20 protein-coding genes and 1 pseudogene are annotated in these 19,923 nt (G+C 67.3%); 15 read left to right on the forward strand and 6 right to left on the reverse strand.

Translation table 11 applies throughout. The features are described from left to right. The first annotated feature begins 248 nt into the window (after positions 1–248). The 5 genes from ACH2CY_RS27915 (at position 249) to ACH2CY_RS27935 (ending at position 3,991) form a co-directional block, all read left to right on the forward strand. Entirely contained in the window at positions 249–902 is a 654-nt protein-coding gene (locus tag ACH2CY_RS27915) for an SAM-dependent methyltransferase (RefSeq protein ID WP_395023294.1), read from the forward strand. Between the two features lie 202 nt (positions 903–1,104). Continuing rightward, complete coding sequence (gene rph, locus ACH2CY_RS27920) at positions 1,105–1,836, forward strand: ribonuclease PH (RefSeq protein ID WP_395023295.1); 732 nt, start codon at positions 1,105–1,107, stop codon at positions 1,834–1,836. Beyond that, positions 1,837–2,430, forward strand: a complete 594-nt coding sequence (gene rdgB, locus ACH2CY_RS27925) for an RdgB/HAM1 family non-canonical purine NTP pyrophosphatase (RefSeq protein WP_395023296.1) — start codon at positions 1,837–1,839, stop codon at positions 2,428–2,430. Between the two features lie 152 nt (positions 2,431–2,582). Then, positions 2,583–3,767 carry a hypothetical protein gene (locus ACH2CY_RS27930; protein WP_395023297.1) on the forward strand — a complete coding sequence of 395 codons (1,185 nt, stop codon included), beginning with the start codon at positions 2,583–2,585 and terminating at the stop codon, positions 3,765–3,767. Next, the gene (locus tag ACH2CY_RS27935) at positions 3,728–3,991 is read left to right on the forward strand and encodes a non-canonical purine NTP pyrophosphatase (protein ID WP_395023298.1); all 264 of its coding nucleotides are present in this window, start codon (positions 3,728–3,730) and stop codon (positions 3,989–3,991) included. The genes ACH2CY_RS27930 and ACH2CY_RS27935 overlap by 40 nt, the downstream gene beginning before the upstream one ends. Before the next feature lie 19 nt (positions 3,992–4,010). Here the strand turns inward: ACH2CY_RS27935 and ACH2CY_RS27940 are convergent, their stop codons facing one another. Continuing rightward, entirely contained in the window at positions 4,011–5,000 is a 990-nt protein-coding gene (locus ACH2CY_RS27940) for an SDR family NAD(P)-dependent oxidoreductase (RefSeq protein WP_395023300.1), read from the reverse strand. A 135-nt stretch (positions 5,001–5,135) separates the two neighbouring features. Between ACH2CY_RS27940 and ACH2CY_RS27945 the strand changes: the two genes are divergently transcribed. Beyond that, the gene (locus ACH2CY_RS27945; protein ID WP_395023302.1) at positions 5,136–5,738 is read left to right on the forward strand and encodes a TetR/AcrR family transcriptional regulator; all 603 of its coding nucleotides are present in this window, start codon (positions 5,136–5,138) and stop codon (positions 5,736–5,738) included. A 51-nt stretch (positions 5,739–5,789) separates the two neighbouring features. On the opposite strand, the gene ACH2CY_RS27950 is transcribed toward ACH2CY_RS27945, so the two are convergent. Beyond that, positions 5,790–6,545, reverse strand: a complete 756-nt coding sequence (locus ACH2CY_RS27950; RefSeq protein ID WP_395023303.1) for an SDR family NAD(P)-dependent oxidoreductase — start codon at positions 6,543–6,545, stop codon at positions 5,790–5,792. A 139-nt stretch (positions 6,546–6,684) separates the two neighbouring features. Here ACH2CY_RS27950 and ACH2CY_RS27955 point away from each other — a divergent pair, with 139 nt between their 5' ends. The 3 genes from ACH2CY_RS27955 (at position 6,685) to ACH2CY_RS27965 (ending at position 12,456) form a co-directional block, all read left to right on the forward strand. Beyond that, positions 6,685–7,569 carry an AraC family transcriptional regulator N-terminal domain-containing protein gene (locus tag ACH2CY_RS27955; protein ID WP_395023304.1) on the forward strand — a complete coding sequence of 295 codons (885 nt, stop codon included), beginning with the start codon at positions 6,685–6,687 and terminating at the stop codon, positions 7,567–7,569. A 91-nt stretch (positions 7,570–7,660) separates the two neighbouring features. Then, positions 7,661–10,420, forward strand: coding sequence for an ATP-dependent DNA helicase (locus ACH2CY_RS27960; RefSeq protein ID WP_395023305.1), 2,760 nt, complete (start codon positions 7,661–7,663; stop codon positions 10,418–10,420). A gap of 122 nt (positions 10,421–10,542) precedes the next feature. Beyond that, a complete protein-coding gene (locus tag ACH2CY_RS27965; protein ID WP_395023306.1) occupies positions 10,543–12,456 on the forward strand; it encodes an ATP-binding protein in 1,914 nt (637 codons plus the stop codon). Here ACH2CY_RS27965 and ACH2CY_RS27970 read toward each other — a convergent pair. Beyond that, on the reverse strand, positions 12,453–12,728 hold the full coding sequence (locus ACH2CY_RS27970; RefSeq protein WP_395023309.1) for a GNAT family N-acetyltransferase: 276 nt from the start codon (positions 12,726–12,728) through the stop codon (positions 12,453–12,455). The two genes, ACH2CY_RS27965 and ACH2CY_RS27970, sit on opposite strands and share 4 nt — an antisense overlap. Before the next feature lie 94 nt (positions 12,729–12,822). Between ACH2CY_RS27970 and modA the strand changes: the two genes are divergently transcribed. Then, positions 12,823–13,587 (forward strand): molybdate ABC transporter substrate-binding protein, encoded by a 765-nt coding sequence (modA, locus tag ACH2CY_RS27975; protein WP_395023310.1) that lies wholly within the window; start codon positions 12,823–12,825, stop codon positions 13,585–13,587. A gap of 3 nt (positions 13,588–13,590) precedes the next feature. Here the strand turns inward: modA and ACH2CY_RS27980 are convergent, their stop codons facing one another. Next, positions 13,591–13,926 carry a winged helix-turn-helix domain-containing protein gene (locus tag ACH2CY_RS27980; protein ID WP_395023311.1) on the reverse strand — a complete coding sequence of 112 codons (336 nt, stop codon included), beginning with the start codon at positions 13,924–13,926 and terminating at the stop codon, positions 13,591–13,593. A gap of 20 nt (positions 13,927–13,946) precedes the next feature. After that, positions 13,947–14,897 (reverse strand): AEC family transporter, encoded by a 951-nt coding sequence (locus ACH2CY_RS27985; RefSeq protein ID WP_395023312.1) that lies wholly within the window; start codon positions 14,895–14,897, stop codon positions 13,947–13,949. A gap of 127 nt (positions 14,898–15,024) precedes the next feature. Here ACH2CY_RS27985 and ACH2CY_RS27990 point away from each other — a divergent pair, with 127 nt between their 5' ends. The 5 genes from ACH2CY_RS27990 to ACH2CY_RS28010 all read left to right on the forward strand — a co-directional run bounded on the left by ACH2CY_RS27990 (position 15,025) and on the right by ACH2CY_RS28010 (position 19,261). Further along, positions 15,025–15,432: a tellurite resistance TerB family protein gene (locus tag ACH2CY_RS27990; protein ID WP_395023313.1), complete on the forward strand. Its 408-nt coding sequence runs from the start codon at positions 15,025–15,027 to the stop codon at positions 15,430–15,432. An 88-nt stretch (positions 15,433–15,520) separates the two neighbouring features. Continuing rightward, on the forward strand, positions 15,521–16,870 hold the full coding sequence (locus tag ACH2CY_RS27995; RefSeq protein WP_395023314.1) for a tetratricopeptide repeat protein: 1,350 nt from the start codon (positions 15,521–15,523) through the stop codon (positions 16,868–16,870). A 12-nt stretch (positions 16,871–16,882) separates the two neighbouring features. Next, positions 16,883–17,719 carry a FecR domain-containing protein gene (locus tag ACH2CY_RS28000; RefSeq protein WP_395023316.1) on the forward strand — a complete coding sequence of 279 codons (837 nt, stop codon included), beginning with the start codon at positions 16,883–16,885 and terminating at the stop codon, positions 17,717–17,719. A 26-nt stretch (positions 17,720–17,745) separates the two neighbouring features. Beyond that, the gene (locus ACH2CY_RS28005) at positions 17,746–18,753 is read left to right on the forward strand and encodes a glycosyltransferase (protein ID WP_395023317.1); all 1,008 of its coding nucleotides are present in this window, start codon (positions 17,746–17,748) and stop codon (positions 18,751–18,753) included. 121 nt (positions 18,754–18,874) lie between these two features. Beyond that, entirely contained in the window at positions 18,875–19,261 is a 387-nt protein-coding gene (locus ACH2CY_RS28010) for a DoxX family protein (RefSeq protein WP_395023318.1), read from the forward strand. 213 nt (positions 19,262–19,474) lie between these two features. Here ACH2CY_RS28010 and ACH2CY_RS28015 read toward each other — a convergent pair. Further along, positions 19,475–19,923, reverse strand: a pseudogene (locus tag ACH2CY_RS28015) (translational GTPase TypA); the annotation flags it as partial.

The raw sequence follows: 19,923 nt of genomic DNA on the forward strand, positions 1-19,923 counted from the left end.
TCGACTGAACGGGGTGGTGCGCGCATTCTTATGCACGTTCATCCGGGCCCCCAGAAAGACGCTGTTTGCTTCGCAACAACCAGCTTCCTCCGGTCGGCCCGGGTGAACAACCTCTATAGCAACGACATCTAGCGCGCTCTGGCACGTTGCCGATCCCCCGGGAATGTCGTATGAGCGTGCCCGGTTCAGAACCTTGGCGATTGTTGATTTTGAAGAACTCCACTTTGGCGCGTCCCGAGGCGTCCCCCGTGCAAAAAGCTTTCAAGCGTATCAAGGCGCTGTTCCGCAAGCCGGCGGAGGAACGCTATCTCCGTTTCATGGAGAAGAAGCTGGCCGCCGGCGCGGAGCACAGCACGCTCGGCGCCAAGATCCGCGACGAGGCCTATACCCGCGCCAAGGCCGAGCGCTGGGCCCAGCGCATGATCGAATACGGCCTGAAGCCCGGGCATCTCTGCATCGAATACGGCTGCGGGTCGCTCTGGGCTGCGGAGCCGATCATCCACTATCTCGACCGGGGTCGCTTCTACGGCATCGACCTCAGCGACCATTTCTACGAGTTCGGCCGCGCCCGCCTCGCCGACCTCATCGCCGAGAAGCAGGTTCGGCTCGGCGTCATCTCGGAACCGGTGCTGCGCGAGATCGCGGCCCTCAAGCCCGACTTCCTGTTCTCGCGCAAGGTGCTGCCCCATGTCGAGGAATCGGCCTTGCCGCGCTACCTTGCCAATGTCTGCAGCCTGCTGGCGCCGAAGACCTTCGCCATCCTGGACAACACCCCGGTGCCCCAGCCGGACGGCAGCATGGTCGGCCGCCGCCATACCGTCGAAGCCATGCGCGCGCATCTTCCCGCCGGCTTCAGCATCGTCCAGGACCGCTGGGGCGCCATCCTCCGCAAGCAGGGCTGATCAATCAGCCGCGAGTCCGGGGCACCCCCTCCCAGCCTCCCCCGAAGCCGGGGGAGGGGCGCACCGCGCGTGCCATCTTCCTCCCCCGTCTTCGGGGGAGGTGAGGAGGGGGTGCCCCGCAATGAATGCATCCTGATTGATCGCGCTGACGCCCCCGTGTAGTTTCCGCGCCGTCTCCGGCCTTCATTCCAGGGATCGTTTCATGGCTTCTGTTGCTGCCCGGCCGTCCGGCAGATCGGCCGACCAATTGCGCGCCGTCGAGCTGGTGGTCGATGTCAACCGCTATGCCGAGGGTTCCTGCCTCGCCAAGTTCGGCAATACCCATGTGCTCTGCACCGCCACGCTCGAGGAGAAGGCGCCGAGCTTCCTGAAGGGCAGCGGCAAGGGCTGGGTCACCGCCGAATACGGCATGCTGCCGCGCTCGACCCACAGCCGCACCGACCGCGAGGCGGCCAAGGGCAAGCAGTCCGGCCGCACCCAGGAGATCCAGCGCCTGATCGGCCGGTCTTTGCGCGCCGTCACCGACATGACCGGCTTCGGCGAGCGCCAGATCCGCCTCGACTGCGACGTGATCCAGGCCGATGGCGGGACCCGCACCGCGGCGATCACCGGCGCCTATGTGGCGCTCTATCGCTGCTTCGCCTTCATGAAGGAGATGGGCGCGCTCAAGACCATCCCGCTCATCGACCAGGTGGCGGCGGTCTCCTGCGGCATCCACAACGGCCAGTGCGTGCTCGACCTCGAATACGAGGAAGATTCCGCGGCCGAGGCCGACGCCAATTTCGTGCTGACCGGCTCCGGCGGCATCGTCGAGGTCCAGGGCACCGCGGAGAAGCACGCCTTTTCCGAGGCGCAGTTCCTGGAATTGCTGAAGCTCGCCCGCAAAGGCGTCAACGAACTGGGCGCGCTGCAGAAGCAGGCACTCGGTCTTTAAATGCCGCGCCGCTTCACCGAGAAGAAGCTGGTTCTCGCCAGCCACAATCCCGGCAAGGCGAAGGAGATCGCCGAGCTGCTCCAACACTTAGATATCGAGGTGATCTCCGCCGGCACGCTCGGGCTACCGGAGCCCGAGGAGACCGAGGACAGCTTCATCGGCAATGCCAGGCTGAAGGCGCTGGCCGCCACCCGCGCCGCGAAGCTGCCGGCCTTGGCCGATGATTCCGGCCTCTGCGTCGACGCGCTGGACGGTGCGCCCGGCATCTTCTCCGCGCGCTGGGCCGGGCCGTCGAAGGATTTCGGCTTCGCCATGGACCGCGTCCTCAAAGGCATTGTCGGCAAGCCGCGCGGCGCGCATTTCGTCGCCGCCCTCGCCTTGGCTTGGCCCGATGACCACTGCGAAGTCTTCGAAGGCAAGGTCTACGGCACGCTGGCCGATGCGCCGCGCGGGAATCGCGGCTTCGGCTACGACCCGATCTTCATCCCCGACGGTTTCGACATCACCTTCGGCGAGATGGACCCCGCGCAGAAGCACGCGATGAGCCACCGCGCCGTCGCCTTCCGCATGCTGGTCGAAGGCTGCTTCAAGTAGCGCGTTAACGACGACCGCGCCTCGCGGAGCGCCTGCGAGGATGTTAGTCTTTCGCCGACGCCGGCCGATTTCGCTGGGTTACATCGACGCTGTGGGGTTCGATGCGCTGGCACAAAGCCCGGTGGGCGCGGCCCGCCCTTCTAGTCGGGGCCGTGTTTGCCGCATTCATGCAGGCGGCGGACGCTCTCGGATATTCGGCGGCGCCCCCGGAGCTTCCGCCCGTTTGCGAATCCAAACCCGATGGCACGCGCCTCGATCTCGTCATCTCCGAGATCCTGCCCGAATGGGGAGCGTCCGCCGTCGAATCGCTCCTGGTCACTTGTCGCGGGGGCATCATCAACGGACCGGCGACCATCCGTGTTTCCGGAGTGCCGGCCGGATCCGATGATATCGCCTTCCTCCTCCACCTCTCCAACTATTCGAGCTTTCCAGCAGAGTTCGTGCCGGCCGACACGCGACGCATCCAGTACGATGCGTATGGCCAGATGTATGCGACCGGTCCGGTGACGGGTTTCGACGATGAAGGCCGCGAGACGTTTCGCATCAGCGTGAGGCAGTTCGGACCCTATGGGCCGTTCGAGGTGACCGACCGAAAACGGGGCCTCGTCACTCGCGGGAAGTACGGCACGACGATCATGCCGTTTTCCTGGCAGCGCGGAGGCGACCGGGACCCGGCTTCATGGATCGGTGGGCTGCACGGCCTTGTGGAGCAATTCGACTTGGCCGGCGATCTGCGATTTCGCGGCTTTTATTGCTACAGCTTGCCGGTCGGCATCCACGTGCGTCTGGATGCGAAGGGTCTCATCGGCGTGGATGATTTCACCGACAGTCGGTACGGCTGGCTTGACCGCGAGAATGGCCGCGAAGTTCTTGCGCCCGGCGTCGCCGCGTGGAATCCAGATCCGGTCTTCGGCGAGGTGATAGTACCGGAACTGACGGGCACGATCTTTCGCAAGTCGATGTCGGCAGACGGGAGCGTCGATCGCATCGCCGTCGATACTTGGCCGCTGTTCAGTGCGCTGCCGGACAGCGGCGGTGGGTGGGCCGAGGCGCCACGCGAATATACGGTGGATGACTGGTTCACGCCCGACAAACTGATCAGGCTGCCCGCGGAGGGCGAACGGGAGGCGGCTACCTTGCGAGTGCCGGATTCCTTCCAATGGATGCGACCCCTGACGCCGCCCTTCGATGACGACCCCATAGCCTTCTCCGCGGAACCCCATGTCGGGATGGTTTCGCAATGCGCGCGCATTCTGACCGAGGCCTATGACCTGCCACGCAGCATGAATCTCCCTCGATGGTTCTGGTACCAGCCGCGGAAAGACACACGGCGCTGAGCGGTGGCCCGAGCACACCCACTTGTTCCGCTTGCGTTCGCCCGCACTCACCCGATAAACCAAGCCCGCTCGCCGATGCGCCGCGCGGCAGCTGCGGCCATGACCCGATCTTCGTCCCGACCGGTCACGACATCACCTTCGGTGAGATGGACCCGGCGAAGAAACTCGAGATGAGCCACCGCGCCGTCGCCTTCCGCATGCTGGTCGACGGCTGCTTCCGCTAGGCGCGGCGACTCGCTTGCTTCACATGAAGCTCTCGCCGACCAATGCCTCGCTCTTCGCCCAGAGGACTTCGGCGCGGGCGGGATCGACCGCGTAGGGCCGCACGCCGCCATCCACCATGTCGATGTCGCCGTCGGTGACCCGGGTGGTCACCTGGCAGTTCTCGCAATAGCGCCCGCCGACCGCTTCGGCCGGCGCAACCACGCCCGCCCAGACCGAGGTCGCGGCCCCCTGCGGAACGGTCTTCAGCCAGAACGGCGGCTTGCCCTTGGCGGCGAGGTCCGCGTTCAGCCGCGCCAGCAGCGTGTCGAAATCGGCGTCGCTCAAGTGCCGGCCGAGTTCGGTCTTGATGCCGCCGGGATGCACCGCGGTTGCGCGCACGCCCCGCTCGCGGTGCCGCTTGTCGAAGGCGACGGCGAACAGGATATTCGCGGTCTTGGAGCGTCCATAGGCCTGCCAGGGATCATAGGGCGTGCGCTCGAAGTTCGGATCGTCGAGATCGATATCGGCAGAGCGATGTCCCATCGAGGCCAGCGCGACCACGCGCGAGCCTGCGCGCAGCAGCGGTGCGATGCGGTTGGTGAAGACGAAATGGCCGAGATGGTTGGTGCCGAACTGCATCTCGAATCCGTCTTCGGTGCGCAGCAGCGGGCAGGCCATCACGCCGGCATTGTTGATGACCAGGTCGAGCGGCTTTCCGGCGGCGACCAACCGGTCGGCCGCGCTGCGCACGCTGGCGAGCGCGGCGAGATCCAGTTCGATCAGCTCGACCCCGCCGCCGTTCCGCGCCGCGGCCCAGGCCTGCTCCATCGCCGATTCCGCCTTCCGAAGGTCGCGGGCGGCGCCGATCACATGCGCGCCGCGCGCGGCCAAGGCACGGGCGGTCTCGACGCCCAACCCGGCCGAGACGCCGGTTACCAGCACGCGCTTGCCGCGGAGATCGATGCCGGCCAGCACTTCATCGGTGGTCGAGGTGGCGCCGAACGGCGCCAAGCCATTGGAATCAGGCATAATTTCTCTCCGTCGTTCAGAGTGCAGAAGATCGCGGCCGGTCTTGGCTTGAAGGCCGGGCCGAACAGCATTAAATGATAGCTTGCCTCCGTTTATATACGGAGGCATCCTCCGTTTAGCAAGAGGAAAATGCGCGTGGCCAGATCGCCCGCCCAAGAACCGCGATCCGAGACCAGAGCCGCCGGCCGGAAGCCGCGGGCGGATGCAGCGCGCAACCGCGCCTTGCTGCTGGCCGCGGGTAAGGCCTGCTTCGCCGAGAGCGGTGCCGCGACCACGCTGGAGGAGGTCGCGCGCAAGGCCGGGGTCGGCATCGGCACGCTCTACCGGCACTTCCCGACCCGCGATGCGCTGGTCGAGCAGGTCTATCGCGATGCGCTGGAACGGCTCGCCGCCGATGCCGATCGATTGATGAAAGAGCAACCGCCGCTCGAAGCCTTGCGGCAATGGCTGTTCCTGTTCGTCGACTACATCGCGACCAAGAAACTGATGCACGACCTCATCGCCAGCCTGGCCGGTGGCGCAGCGGCCTTGCAGGCGCAGACCAAGCCGCGGCTCGAAGGCGCGATCGCCACGCTGGTCGAGCGGGCGAAAACGAATGGCGACATAGGGCGCGACGTCGTGCCCTTCGATCTCCTGTTCGCGATCGGCGGGCTCGCCTATATGGGCACCGGATCGGATTGGGTCCCGCGCGGCCGCCGGATGGTCGACATCCTGATCGCCGGCATCAAGCGCGGCTGACCGGCGTCGGGCGCCGGCGCGCAAGGATGGCGCCGGCGCCGCTTTCCAGAGCTAGATCCCCTGGCCGCCGGAGACTTCGATCCGCTGCGCGTTCACCCAGCGATTCTCTTCGGAGAGCAGGCTTGCGATCATCGGGCCGATGTCGTCCGGCAGCCCGGCGCGGCCGAGCGCGGTCATCTCGGCGAACAGCTTGTTGATCTCCGGATTGTCGCGCACCGCGCCGCCGCCGAAATCGGTCTCGATCGCGCCCGGCGCGACCGTATTGACCGCGATCCCGCGCTTGCCGAGCTCGCGCGCCATGTAGCGGGTCAACACCTCGACGCCGCCCTTGACCGCCGCATAGGCCGCGTATCCCGGAAACGTCACCCGCGTCAGGCCGCTCGAGAGATTGACGATGCGGCCGCCGTCGGCGATCAGCGGCAGCAGCGTCTGGGTCAGGAAGTACACGCCCTTGAAGTGGACATTCACCAGCCCGTCGAACTGCGCCTCGGTCATCTCGCCGATCAGCGCATAGTCGCCATGGCCGGCATTGTTCACCAGGTGATCGAGGCGGTCGCGCTTCCAGGTCTCCTGCAATGCCGCGCGCAGCGTCGCGGCGAAGCCGGGGAAGGCCGTGACGTCGCCGGTGTCGAGCTGCAGCGCCACGGCCTTGCGGCCGAGCGCCGCGATCTCGGCCACCACCGCCTTGGCCTCCTCGGCGCGGCTGCGATAGGTGATGACGACGTCGCCGCCCTGGCGGGCGATGCTGAGCGCGGTGTTGCGGCCGAGGCCTCGGCTGCCGCCGGTGACGAGGGTGATCTTGCTCATGGGAGGGGTCTCCTTTGGTTGCTGTGACCCATCCGATATCGCCCCGAACCTGCACCGGGTGTTGCCGGAACCTCGCGCTTCCTTGCCCAATCCTCCGAGAGAGGGTGCGCCCGGCCCGTGGCCACGCTAGATTGACCGCATGACCGACTTGCTCGAAACCCTGCGCCGCCATGCCGAGGCCCATGCCGATGCGGCGGGCATGGCGCCGACGCCGATCCCGGGCCTCAGCACCGTGCGGGCAACGGCACCGAGCGACCTGGTGCACGCGGTCTCGCGCCCGCTGGTCTGCCTGGTCGTCCAGGGCAGCAAGCGGGTCACGATGGGCCGCCAGGATTTCGACTTCAGCGCCGGCGATTCGCTGCTGATCACCGCCGACGTGCCGACCGTCAGCCAGATCACCAAGGCCAGCCGGGCCGCGCCCTATCTCTCCCTGGTGCTGGAGCTCGATCCCGGCGTCATCGCCGATCTCATCGCCGAGATGATGCCCGGCCCGACCGCCCGCGGCGCCCCGGTGCGGGTCGATCAGACCGAGGCCGAGGTCGCGGAGGCGGCGCTCCGGCTGATGCGCCTGTTTGACCGCCCGAGTGCGGTGCCGATTCTGCAATGCGCGCTGGTGCGCGAGATGCACTATTGGCTGCTGGCTGGCCGGCACGGCCCGGCAATCCGCAACATCGCCTGGCCGGGCGGGCAGGCGCAGCGGGTGGCTCGCGCCGTCGCCATCCTGCGCGCCGAGTACGCGAAGCCGCTCCGTGTCGAACGGCTGGCTGCGGAGGCCGGCATGAGCGCTTCAACTTTTCACCAGCATTTCCGCGCTGTGACCTCGCTGTCGCCGCTGCAGTTCCAGAAGCACCTTCGCCTGATCGAGGCGCGACGCCTGATGCTCTCCGAAGGTGCCCAGGCAGCCAGCGCCGCGTTCTCGGTCGGCTACGAAAGCGTCTCCCAGTTCACCCGCGAGTATCACCGCATGTTCGGCGCCCCGCCCGCGCGCAGCACCAAGGCGTCGCGGGCTCGCGCCGCAGCCTAGCCCGGCCAAGCCGCTGTCAGCCGCCACGCATCGTTAAACACCGCAGCGGTTCCCCTTGCGTTCACCCCGTTTCTGCCGATAAACCAACCTCATGGCGCTCGTCTCCCCTCCGGTTCGCACCGACCGGCCGGTCCTGGTCGTCGGTCTGAAGGACGCCGTCTGGCGCTATGCCGACGGGACACTGCGCCGCCTCTCCCATGCCGAGGCGGTGCGCCACGCTCGCAGCGAGACACCGCTGCTCTGCCACCTGCCCGCCGTCTGTCGGCGCCTAAAAACCGAGCGCTTCCCGGCCTTCGACATCCTCGAGCTCTATGCCTTCGTGCGCCCCGCGAGTTTCTGCCTGCCGACGCCGACCGGGGTCGCCCAGGCGCTCGGCCTGCTGCCGCCGGGCCCCGCGCATCCGCTGCAGCCCGAGCGTCAGGCCGAGATCCTGCGCGCCTGCGCCCGCGCCTTGCTGCGCGAGCTGCAGACCCTCGACCGCAAGCGCTGGCGTACGCGCGGGATCGCCGAAACCATGGCGCGCCACGGCTGGGCCTGGGGCGAGGCTGTGCTCATGGCGCTCCCGGCCTTCGACGGACATGGCGAAGGCCGCGCGACGCCCGGTGTCGGCGTCTGGGAGGATCTGCCGGAATGGTCGGAGACGGCGCCGCAGCCGCAGGCCGACAGCATCCCCGTCACCTCGACCGAAACCCGTGATCGCCTGCGCCATTTGCTGGGAACCGACTCGGAAGATCGCCCGAGCCAAGCCGATTACGCCTCGGCCCTGGTGCCGGCCTTTGCGCCGCGCGACAACGAGGACGAGCCGCATGTCGTTCTCGCCGAGGCCGGCACCGGCGTCGGCAAGACCCTCGGCTATATCGCGCCCTCCGGACTCTGGGCCGAGAAGAATCGCGGCCCGGTCTGGATCAGCACCTTCACCCGCCATCTGCAGCACCAGATCGACGGCGAACTCGATCGCCTCTACGCCAATCCGGCGCTGAAAGCCGAGAAGGTGGTGATCCGCAAGGGCCGCGAGAACTATCTCTGCCTGCTCAATCTCGCCGAGCTGGCCGGCGAGCTGGGCCAGCGTCCCCTGGATGCGATCGCCTTCGGGCTGATGGCGCGCTGGGCCATGGCGACCCGCGACGGCGACATGGCGGGCGGCGATCTCCCCGGCTGGCTGCCCGACATCCTCGGCCAGGCGCGGACCATGGGCCTCGCCGACCGGCGCGGCGAATGCGTCTATTCCGCCTGCCCGCATTACGGCCGCTGCTTCATCGAGAAGAGCGTGCGCCGCGCCCGCAAGGCCGAGATCGTGATCGCCAACCATGCGCTGGTGATGATCCAGGCCGCGCTCGGCCCCGAGGAGCAGAATCTCCCGACCCGCTATGTCTTCGATGAAGGCCATCATCTCTTCTCCGCGGTCGATTCCGCTTTCGCCGCGCACCTCTCCGGACAAGAGGCGACCGATCTCCGCCGCTGGCTGATCGGCGGCGAGGGCGGACGGCGCAGCCGGGCGCGCGGCCTGCGCCGGCGCATCGAGGATCTGGTGCTGGACGATGCCCGCGGCCTCGAATTGCTGGACGCGATCATGTCGGCGGCCCGCGCATTGCCGGGCGATGGCTGGCATCAGCGTATCGCCGATGGGCTGCCGGGCAACCAGAGCGAAGCCTTCCTCGCCACCGTGCGCGGCCAGGTCCTGGCGCGGGCTCCCGAGGATCGCGCCGGCTACAGCCTCGAATGCGCCACCCAGCCGGTCGATCCGCGCGTGATCGAAACCGCTGAAGCGCTCGACCTCGCGCTGAAACATCTGCAGGTGCCGATGCGCGAGCTGGCGCAGCGCCTCGCCAAGCGCCTCGACACCGATGCCGACGTGCTCGACCCAACCACACGGCTGCGCATCGAGGCCATGGCCCGCGGCATCGCGCGCCGCGCCGAGAACGAGCTCACCGCCTGGCGGGAGATGCTGGCTTCGTTGAAATCCGAGACGCCGCCCGACTTCGTCGACTGGTTCGCGCTGGAGCGCAGCGACGGTCGCGAGCTCGACGTCGGCCTGTTCCGCCACTGGCGCGATCCGATGCGGCCCTTCGCCGAGGTGGTGGCCAGGCCCGCGCATGGCATCGTCGTCACCTCGGCCACCTTGACCGACGGCAGCGGCACCGCCGAATCCTGGGGCGGCGCCGAGGCGCGCACCGGCGCGCGCCACCTCCCCAAGCCTGCCTTCCGGGTCCGCGTGCCCTCGCCCTTCGACTATCCGGCGCAGACCAGGGTCATGATCGTCAACGACCTCGCCCGCGACGACATGGAGCAGATCGCCGCCGCCTATCGCAGTCTCTTCCTCGCGGCGAAGGGCGGCGCGCTCGGCCTCTTCACGGCGATCTCGCGGCTGCGCGCCGTGCATCGCCGGATCGCGCCGGCGCTGGAGAGCGCTGGCATCGATCTCCTGGCCCAGCATGTCGATGCCATGAACACCGCCACGCTCATCGACATCTTCCGTGGCGAGGAGGATGCCTGCCTGCTCGGCACCGATGCGGTGCGCGACGGCGTCGATGTGCCGGGGCGTGCGCTTCGGCTGATGGTGTTCGACCGCGTGCCCTGGCCGCGCCCCGACATCCTGCACAAGGCGCGCAAGGAGCATTTCGGCGGCACGGAATACGAGGATCAGCTCACCCGTCTGAAACTGAAACAGGCTTTCGGCCGTCTCATTCGCCGAGCCGACGACCGCGGCGTCTTCGTTCTGCTGGACAAGGCGATGCCATCCCGCCTGCTGACCGCATTTCCTGAGGGCGTTGCCGTCGAGCGAGTCGGGTTGAAACAGGCGATCGAGGTCACCGCCGATTTCCTGCAACATCGCGCTGAAAATCACACTTAGGGTGCAAGTGCGGCATCGGTCGCACCCCGGGTTAAGCGGAATTTAAGTGCAGCGGTTCATAGTGAACTCATGAATCGTTGCGACACCTGCTCCAGATCAATTGATCCCGGGCATCTCACCGCATGAGAACCCGTCTGCCCCAGCTCCGCGGCAAGGCGCTGGCCTACGTCGCCTATGCTGCCGTGATGGCGGCAGCCGGCTGCGGCCTCTGGGCGACCGGCGAGCGCGAATACCAGGCGCGGCTCGACCAGTTGCACCTTCAGCTCTCCGACGTTGCCGAGAACGTGTCGACTTTGGTGAACACCTCGACCGGTCATGTCGATCTCATGCGCCGCCAGGCGGAAGCGCTGCTCGAAGAGCCGGCGCCCACTTTCGGCGCGCGCCGCGCCTTTGCCGGCCTCGCTCCCGCGGAGTCTTTTTCAGGCTATGCCCTGGACCGCCTGCCGCCGAACTCGAGCCCGGACCAGCTGGTCAATCTGACCGGCTCTGGCGAGATCCCGCCGATCCAGAGCGGTGCCGGCCGCGAAATGCTGATGGGCCTGTCGCTGGGGGCGGTGCTCCAGGCGACCCATGCCCAGATCCCCGACGCCGCCTGGATATACTACACCTCGGCCAATCATTTCATCGTCATGGCACCCTGGGTGCCGTCGCGCGACTTCCATTGGCAGGAAGCCCTGCTCGGCTACGAGTTCTTCAAGGGCGGGATCCCGGAACGCAACCCGGGCCGCGCGCAGTTCTGGACCGACCTCTATGTCGATGCGGCCGGCAAGGGCCTGATGGCCACCGTCGGCCGGCCGGTCTATGACAAGTCCAACCGCTTCCGCGGGACCATCAACCTCGACCTCACCCTCGGCACCTTCGACCGCCTGCTCGCGCAGACCGATTTCGGCCGCAGCCGCGCGTTGCTGGTCAACGCCCAGAATCACGTCATCGCCGACTCCGCCGGTCTTCCGCCGGAGCGGCTGGTTGACCTGGCGGAAGTGCTTCCGCCGTCACCCGATCTCGACGCCGGCGAGCTCTCGTCGCATGACTATGATGACGCCTTCCATCGCCATGGCGGCTGGGTGGTCTACCTCAATCCGGTCGCGGGGGCGCCCTGGCGCTTCCTCCTGCTGGTCGACCGCTACGGGCTGATCCTCGAAGTCTTGCGCTCGCTCTGGATCGGCTTTGCCGGAATCGCCCTGCTGGCCCTGGCGATCGTCGCGGTCGAGCAGCGCCGCCGCGCCAGTGTGGCGCTGGCCGAGAATGTCGCGACCCTGCAGCGCATGACCCTGACGCTTGCTTCCGCACGCGACGAGGCGCAGCAGGCCAACTCCGCCAAGTCGATGCTGCTCGCCAATGTCAGCCACGAGTTGCGCACGCCGTTGAATGCGATCATCGGCTTCTCCGATCTGATGCGGCACCAAATCTACGGGCCGCTCGGCAATGCGCGCTACGACGAGTATGCCGACCACATCCAGCGCAGCGGCCAGCTGCTCCTGAGCCTGATCAACGACCTGCTCGACGTCACCAAGCTGGAAGCCGGGCGCCACGAGCTCACCGAAAGCGAATGCAGTCTCGCCGCCCTGGCCAAGGAAGCGGTCGGCCTGGTGAAGATGCAGGCCGAGCGCGGCGGCGTCTCCTTGACGGCCACCATCGACGAAAACCTGCCGCCGGTCTTCGCCGACGAGCGCGCGCTGCGGCAGATCATCCTCAATCTGCTCTCGAATGCGGTGAAGTTCACGCCGAATGGCGGCGCGGTGCGGATCAGCTGCGCGTTGAATCCCGCCGGCGCCCCGACCGTCGTCGTCCGGGATACCGGTCGCGGCATTCCGCATGAGGAGATGCAGAACCTGTTCCAGCCCTTCGCCCGCACCGCCGACGCGAAGCGCGCAAGTACGCCCGGCACCGGCCTCGGGCTCGCGATCGTGAAGTCGCTGGTCGAGCTGCACCAGGGCGCGATCGCGCTGGAAAGCCGCGTCGGCTTCGGCACCACCGTGACGGTGACCCTGCCGGCCACGCGCATCATCGCCACCGCCGCCCGCGGCGCCGCTTAGGCGATCAGGTCGCCGTATTCCTTGTGCTTGCCGAGATAGCCGGCGACGAAATCGCATTTCGCCGCGACCTTGAGGCCGCGCGCCCGCACCTGCTCCAAGGCCCCCTTGATCAGCCGCGAGCCGACGCCCTGGCCGCCCAGCGCCGGCGGCACCTCGGTATGGGTGAAGGTGATGACCTTGCCATCCAGTTTGTAATCGGCCACCGCCAGATGGCCCTCGACCGCGAGCTCGAACCGGCTCTCGGCCGCGTTGTCGCATACATCTTCGCTCATGCTCACCTCCAGCCCGAGATATAAGCGACCAGGCTTGCGGCGGCAAATGTCCCTCGATATATTCCAACGGATATATCGTGAATCGGAGGCTTCCGTGCGGCGGTTTCTCGGCATTCTCGTTTCACTCGGCCTGCTGCTGGCTGTGTCCTGCGCGGCCCAGGCCGCGGAGGTCACCGTGCTGGCGGCGGCCAGTCTCACCGATGCGCTCGGCCGGATCGATGTCGATTTCGAGAAGGCTTCCGGCCACAAGGTGAAGGCGGCCTTCGGCGGCTCCTCGGCGCTGGCGAAGCAGCTCGAGAAGGGCGCGCCCGCCGATCTCTTCATCTCCGCCGACGTGCCCTGGATGGATTATGTCGCCAAGGCCAACCTGATCGATGCCGGCAGCCGCACCAATCTGCTCGGCAACCACCTGGTCCTGGTCGGCCCCGCCGACGCCGGCGAGACCGTGACCATCGATGCGAACTACGATCTCGCCGGCGCGCTCAAGGGCGGCAAGCTCGCGGTCGCCGACACCAACGCGGTCCCGGCCGGCAAATACGCGAAAGCCTCGCTGGAAAAACTCGGGATGTGGTCGAAGGTCGAAGGCAGCCTGGCGCAAGGCGAGAATGTCCGCGCCGCATTGGCGCTGGTCGAGCGCGGCGAGGCGCCGCTCGGCATCGTCTACCAGACCGATGCGCAGGTCGCGAAGGTCAAGGTGCTCAGCACCTTCCCCGACGACAGCCATCCGCCGATCATCTACCCGGTGGCGCTGACCGTGCAGGGCGCGCAGTCCGACGCCGCCAAGGCCTATCTCGACTACCTGAAGAGCGACGCCGCGAAGAGGGTGTTCGAGCAGGCCGGCTTCGTGGTGTTGAAGTGACGGCTACTTCCGCCCCCGCTTGAACAGCTTGCGCTCCTTCTCCAGCGCCGCCTCCGCGGCGACCTCGATGCGGCGGTAGGCTTCGAGCGTCGCGATGCCTTGCGGGGTCACCCGGGCGCCGCCGCCCTTGGCGCCGCCATGCTGCGGCTCCACCAGCTGCGCGCCGAACATCGTGTTCAGCTCGTCGGTCAGCAGCCAGGCGCGGCGATAGGACATGCCGAGCGCGCGCCCCGCGGCGCTGATCGAACCGGTGTCGCGGATCAGCTCCAGCAGCCGCGCCTTGCCGGGGCCGAAGCGGTGCTCCTCGCCGAGATCGATGCGCAGGCTGATTTCCGCCATGAAGGAATCCCCCGAAATTCTCAGCGCACGCCGAGCAGATTGAACAGCAGCGACAGGGTCACCACCGAGCCGAAGGTCGAGGCGATGATGACCCCGGTCGAGCGCTGGGTATAGACGCCATAGAGATTGGAGAGCACGAAGACCAGTGACCCGGTCGGCAGGGCGCAGAGCACCAGCAGCGAATCGGCCCAGGTCTTCTCCAGCGGGATCAGCGCCAGTATCGCGACCGCCAGCAGCGGGTGGATCAGCAGCTTGAACACGGTTAGCAGCGCGATCTCGGCGCGGTCGCCCTTGAAGCTCTTGCCCACCATGAAGAGGCCCATGGCGAAGAGTGCCGCCGGTGGCGCCGCGGAACCGAGGATGTTGCAGAACTGTGAGAGGAAAACCGGCACCGGCAGCCCGATCGCCGACCACAGGATGCCGAGCACCGCGGAGATGACCAGCGGCGACTTGACCACGCCGAGGCCGGCATCGGCGAAGACCTGGGCGCGGTGCGCGGCATCGCTGCGGTTGTATTCGACCACCGCGATGTAGAAGGGCATCACCAGCGCGCCGTTCAGCACGGTCGAGATCACCGCGGGGAGCTTGCCCGCCTCGCCGAAGGCGGTCAGCAGCAGCGGGATTCCCATATAGCCGGTGTTGGAGAAATTGGCGGCCATGTTCTGCAGGCCGATCTGCTCGCCGCGCGGCTGGTCGCGTCGGCCGGGGAACAGCCGCGCCGCCACCAGCCAGGTCAGCAGCGCCAGCGCCACCACCGCGCCCAGGTAGTCGAGGATGAAGGGCAGGTTGAAGGTCTCGGCGAGCGGCGCCGTCGCCATGGCGCCGAAGAACAAGGCGGGCAAGGCGGCGTAATAGGTGAAGCCGTTCAGGGCCTGGGACGCGCCATCGCCCAAGAGCCCGATCCGGCCGCAGAACCAGCCGGAGGCGATGATCGCGAAAACCGGCAGGACGACATTGATGATGGCTTCCATGGAGCGCGACCATGGCAAAGCCGCACCGCAACGTCTACCCACGGAATCAGGGACTTATGCCCGGCTTGTAACGGTGGGGGCCGGTCGCTACAGTCCCGGCCAAAATCAGGATAGGACAGGATCGATCATGACGACCAAGCACCATGCCGCCCTCATCTACACCATGGTTTTGATGGCGGCCGCCGACCGCGACATGACCGACGCGGAAATGACCTCGATCGGCGACATGGTCGCGCATCTCCCGGTGTTCCGCGATTTCGACCGCTCGAAGATCGCCGCCACCGCGGCGGGCTGCGTCGATCTCCTGAACCAGGAAGACGGGCTCGACAAGGTGCTGGCCGAGATCAAGAAGGCGCTGCCGGAGAAGCTCCGCGAGACCGCCTATGCGCTGGCCTGCGACGTCGCCGCGGCGGACAGCAAGGTCAGCCAGGAAGAGGCGCGCCTCCTGGACCTGATCCGCTATTCGCTCCAGATCGGCAAGCTGCCGGCGGCGGCCATCGAGCGCGGCGCCCGGGCCCGTCACCTGACCCTTTAAGGATTCTTTAACCAGGGGATTTTCTGGCCCGGAGCAATAGGTTATTGTTCCGCCCCTGTTGCAGGGTCTGGTTTGGGGAAACCGTCGAATGCCTGTCCCGAGTTTGCGCGCCATCGCGATGGCAGCGGTCGCACTGGCGGCGCTCCCGGCCCTGGTCCATCCGGCGGTCGCCCAGAGCGCCAGCGGCCAGGCCCAGAGCGCCAGCGACCAGGCCTTCCAGGCCGTGCTCGAGGATCCCGGCAATCTCGAGAAGAACGTCACCTATGCCAAGGCGCTGATCGACGAGGGCGACATCGAGGGCGCGATCGCGGTGCTGGAGCGGCTGGTCCTGCTCTATCCCGACCGGGCCGAGCTCCATGTCACCTTGGGCCAGCTCTACCAGCGGATCGGCAGCGACGCCGCGGCGGCGCAATCCTATGAGGCGGCGCTCGCCGCCTCCAACACCACGCCTGAGGTCAAGGCCCAGGCCGAGGCCCTGCGCTCGGAATCGCTGGAGAAGGCCTCGTCCAGCCATCTGACCGGCAGTCTCTTCGCCGGCATGCAATACCAGACCAACGCCAATGCCGGGCCGAACCACGAGCGGATCTTCGGCGACAGCAACCTGGTCGACCGGCCGAACGAGGACGATCCCGAGGACGACTTCTCCGGCGTGCTGGGCTTCAACCTGAACCACACCTGGGATTTCGGCCGCCAGGACGGGATGGCGCTGGAATCGCGGCTCGCCGGCTTCAGCCAGCTCTACGCCCAGAACTCCGAGCTCGACACCATCCGCGCCGCCGGCCAGGTGGGCTTGGGCTTCAACCCATTCCCCGGCGACGGCGGCTTCTTCCGCCTGCAGCCCCGGGTCAATTTCGAGCTGGTCTCGACCGATGGCGAATGGCTGGAGGGCGGCGGCGGCCCGGGCCTCGGCGCCACCTTCGTGTTCAACGACACCTTCAGCCTGGAACTCGGCTACGACGCGATCTACCGCGACTATGACCATGTCGGCGCGCTGGGCGAGACCGAGGATTACACCGGCTTCGAGCACCAGGGCATCGCCACCGTGACCTGGCTGGTCCGCCCGGGCACGACCGTCATCGGCAGCCTCGGCGGCCGCGCCGCCGGGACCGAGCAGGATTTCCTCGATTACAAGGGCCTGCAGGCCTCGGTCGGGGTCTACCAGACCTATAATTCGCCCATTTCCTTACTGCCCTATGACTGGCTGGCGGGCCTGGCGGTCGGCTATGAGGCGCGCTGGTACGACTCGCCCGACCCCTCGGTCCATGACGATATCAGCCGGCAAGACGATATCTTCCAGTTTGACGCGGTGAACACGATCCCGTTGAACGAGTCCTGGAGCCTCACACAGCAGTTGCAATATCTGCGCGACGATTCGAACCTTCGGAACTACAGCTACGACAACTTCACCGTGGCGATGTCCGCCCGGTGGAGATTTTAGGGAGCCCCGGCCATGATCAGACGGGAATGGTTGCTCGGCGTCGGCTTGATTTCCGGCGGCCTCGGCGCGGCCTTCGGTCCGACCGCGGAAGCCCTGGCGCAGAATGCACCCAGCATCGGCACGGTGGCCGCGGTGAAGCCCGACGCCTTCGGCGCGGCACCCGGTGCCGCCGAGCAGACGCTCACCATCGGCGCCGACCTGGTCGAGAACCAGAAGATCCGCACCAGCACCGACGGCACCGCCAATGTCATCTTCGCCGACCGCTCGACCCTGACCGTCGGCAAGGGCTCGGAGGTGACGCTCGATAAATTCGTCTACGATCCCTCGACCGGCGACGGCGGCCTGGCGATCGACCTCGCCCAGGGTGCGCTCAGGTTCGTCGGCGGCAAGCTCTCCAAGGACGGCAATGTCACGGTGAAGACGCCGACCGCCACGATGACCGTGCGCGGCGGCATCGGCCTGTTCTTCCAACCGCCGGCGGGCAGCGGCCAGGACGCCTACGCGGTCTTCCTCTACGGCCAGGAGCTGAAGAACGAGGACACCGGCGAGAGCATCTACCGCCCGGGCTTCGCCTTCAAATTCCCGGCCGACGGCGGCCCGCCGCAACTGGTGAAGATCACCGATGAGGAGCTCGCCAATCTCCTCAGGAACTTCAACACCGAGAGCGGCTTTGCCGGCCGCTTCCCGGACCAGGACCTGGCGCTGCTGGAAAACAACCCCGAGCTCATCCACGAGATTCGCGCGCAGATCGAGGAACAGTCGCAGCCGAACAACCCGGCGCTGGAATCGCTGCGGCAGTTCATGGCGACGGTCGCGTCCCCGGACGTCGACGACCCCTTCGGCAGCTGACCGGCCCAGGCCTGTCGCGGGCGGCGATGCGCATCCTCTTCGCCAACCCGCATGCCTATTTGCCCGACAGCACCAGCGGGCGCGAGATCAGCATCCATGCCCTGGCCGGGCGCTGGCTTGCGGCCGGCATCGACGTCGCCGTCTGCTGCGAGCGCAAGGGCGACGCTTTCGCCCGCGACGATGCGCTCGGCTATCCGGTCTACCGCGCCCCGGACCTGTCGGCGCATTTCGCCGCGGTGCTCGCCGCATTCAAGCCGACGATCGCGATCTATCCCTACGGTCCGCTGAGCCTCCCGCTGGTCGCGCAAGGCCTGCAGTCCGGGGTCAAGGCGGCGCTCCATGTCACCAATGTCGAGGCCGCCGATCTCGGCGCCAGCCCGCTCGCGCGCGCCGACCTGATGCTGGTCGCCAATTCCGATTTCACCGCGCGCCGCATCGAGACCCTGCTCGGCCTACGCCCGCCGGTGATGCCGCCGCTGATCGAGCCCGAGCGCTACCGGGTGGCGCAGCCGGGCGACTCGGTCCTGCTGGTGAACCCGAGCCTGCGCAAGGGCGTCGAGCTCTTCTTCCGCCTGGCGGCGGCCCGGCCGGACCTTTCCTTTCTCGCGGTCGAGAGCTGGAACATCCACGACACCTGGCGCGTGGTGCTGATGAACCGCGCCCGGAGCTTGAACAACGTGGCGCTCTGGCCGCCGGTCGAGGACATGCGCGAGGCCTATGCCAAGACCCGCCTGGTGCTGATGCCGAGCATCCACGAGGAGACCTTCGGTCGCGTGGTGGCCGAGGCGCAGCTCTCCGGCATCCCGGCACTCACCTCCGACCGGGGCGCCTTGCCCGAGACCTTGGGCGGCGGCGGCCTCGCGGTGCCGCTCGATGCCGGCTTCGACGCCTGGCGCGCGGCCTTCAACCGGCTCTGGGACGATGCGGATCTCTACCGGCAATGCGCGGCGGCGGCCCGCGCCGAGTCGACGGCGCCGGAACGCGCGCCCGACCGGATCGCCGCGCGCTTCCTCGATCTGCTCCGCCGTTTCTGAATAGAGGACAGTCCGTCCGCTGCGGCGACTCTCGCCTGCGAATCGGGACCTCTGTTATGGTCGGCTTCGGACTGTCGGGGGAGTCGACCGTCCATCGAACCCCTTTGATGGAGGAGACCTCATGTCGGAATCCCTGCGCTTTGCGCCGCTGCTCGGCCGCGTCCTGATCGCGATCCTGTTCGCGCCGGCCGGCTTCTCGAAGCTCACCGGCTTCCAGGGCACGGTCGAATACACCGCACAACACAATGTTCCGCTGCCGGCGCTGGCCGCCGCCGCGGCGATCGCCATCGAGCTCGGCGGCAGCATTCTGCTGGTGCTCGGCTTCAAGGCGCGCTGGGTCGCCGCCGCGATGGCCCTGTTCGCGGTCGTGACCGCGGTCTTCTTTCACAACGACTTCAGCCAGTTCACCGAGATGATGAACTTCCAGAAGAACCTCGCCATCGCCGGCGGCCTGCTCGCCTTCGTCTACTTCGGCGCCGGCCCGGTCAGCATCGATAACCGGAAATAGGTAGAGCGCGGCTCTGCCGCGCACGCTCTCTTCTCCTTCCCCCTTCAGGGGGAAGGTCGGGATGGGGGTACGTGCAGCCGCGATGCTTTAGATCCAGTTCTGGATGCAGCAGCGGTTGGGGGCACTGGATCAACCGCCGTCGCGTTGATGGCGACACCACGGCTGCAGTGCCCCCACCCCTACCCCTCCCCCTGAAGGGGGAGGGAGATTTCGTCAGACCGCTTCCGCCTCCGCCGCGCGTTCCGCCTTCTTGCGGTCATGCGGCGAGAGCAGCGCCTTGCGCAAGCGCACCGACTTCGGCGTCACCTCAACCAGTTCGTCGTCCTGGATATAGGCCAGTGCCTGCTCGAGGCTCATCTGCCGAGGCGGGGTCAGGCGGATCGCTTCGTCCTTCGAGGTGGTGCGGATGTTGGTCAGCTGCTTCGAGCGCAGCGGGTTGACCTCGAGATCGTTGCTGCGGGTGTGCTCGCCGATGATCATGCCCTCATAGACGGCTTCGCCCGGGTTGATGAACATCTGCCCGCGCTCTTCCAGATACCAGAGCGCATAGGCCACGCTGGCGCCGTCGCTGTTGGAAATGAGCACGCCATTGCGCCGCCCCTCGATCGGGCCCTTGTAGGGGCCATAGGCGTGGAACAGCCGGCTCATCACGCCGGTGCCGC

Origin of the sequence: Dongia sp. (assembly GCF_041905885.1) — a bacterium.
GTDB lineage: Bacteria > Pseudomonadota > Alphaproteobacteria > Dongiales > Dongiaceae > Dongia.

What these genes read in the sequence shown, in the direction of transcription:
- rph (WP_395023295.1), top strand. Translation starts at nt 1,105, where the DNA reads ATGGCTTCTGTTGCTGCCCGGCCGTCCGGCAGATCGGCCGACCAATTG.
- rdgB (WP_395023296.1), top strand. Translation starts at nt 1,837, where the DNA reads ATGCCGCGCCGCTTCACCGAGAAGAAGCTGGTTCTCGCCAGCCACAAT.
- ACH2CY_RS27935 (WP_395023298.1), top strand. Translation starts at nt 3,728, where the DNA reads ATGGTTCTGGTACCAGCCGCGGAAAGACACACGGCGCTGAGCGGTGGC.
- ACH2CY_RS27940 (WP_395023300.1), bottom strand. Translation starts at nt 5,000, where the DNA reads ATGCCTGATTCCAATGGCTTGGCGCCGTTCGGCGCCACCTCGACCACC.
- ACH2CY_RS27950 (WP_395023303.1), bottom strand. Translation starts at nt 6,545, where the DNA reads ATGAGCAAGATCACCCTCGTCACCGGCGGCAGCCGAGGCCTCGGCCGC.
- ACH2CY_RS27955 (WP_395023304.1), top strand. Translation starts at nt 6,685, where the DNA reads ATGACCGACTTGCTCGAAACCCTGCGCCGCCATGCCGAGGCCCATGCC.
- ACH2CY_RS27960 (WP_395023305.1), top strand. Translation starts at nt 7,661, where the DNA reads ATGGCGCTCGTCTCCCCTCCGGTTCGCACCGACCGGCCGGTCCTGGTC.
- ACH2CY_RS27965 (WP_395023306.1), top strand. Translation starts at nt 10,543, where the DNA reads ATGAGAACCCGTCTGCCCCAGCTCCGCGGCAAGGCGCTGGCCTACGTC.
- ACH2CY_RS27970 (WP_395023309.1), bottom strand. Translation starts at nt 12,728, where the DNA reads ATGAGCGAAGATGTATGCGACAACGCGGCCGAGAGCCGGTTCGAGCTC.
- ACH2CY_RS27980 (WP_395023311.1), bottom strand. Translation starts at nt 13,926, where the DNA reads ATGGCGGAAATCAGCCTGCGCATCGATCTCGGCGAGGAGCACCGCTTC.
- ACH2CY_RS27985 (WP_395023312.1), bottom strand. Translation starts at nt 14,897, where the DNA reads ATGGAAGCCATCATCAATGTCGTCCTGCCGGTTTTCGCGATCATCGCC.
- ACH2CY_RS27990 (WP_395023313.1), top strand. Translation starts at nt 15,025, where the DNA reads ATGACGACCAAGCACCATGCCGCCCTCATCTACACCATGGTTTTGATG.
- ACH2CY_RS27995 (WP_395023314.1), top strand. Translation starts at nt 15,521, where the DNA reads ATGCCTGTCCCGAGTTTGCGCGCCATCGCGATGGCAGCGGTCGCACTG.
- ACH2CY_RS28000 (WP_395023316.1), top strand. Translation starts at nt 16,883, where the DNA reads ATGATCAGACGGGAATGGTTGCTCGGCGTCGGCTTGATTTCCGGCGGC.
- ACH2CY_RS28005 (WP_395023317.1), top strand. Translation starts at nt 17,746, where the DNA reads ATGCGCATCCTCTTCGCCAACCCGCATGCCTATTTGCCCGACAGCACC.
- ACH2CY_RS28010 (WP_395023318.1), top strand. Translation starts at nt 18,875, where the DNA reads ATGTCGGAATCCCTGCGCTTTGCGCCGCTGCTCGGCCGCGTCCTGATC.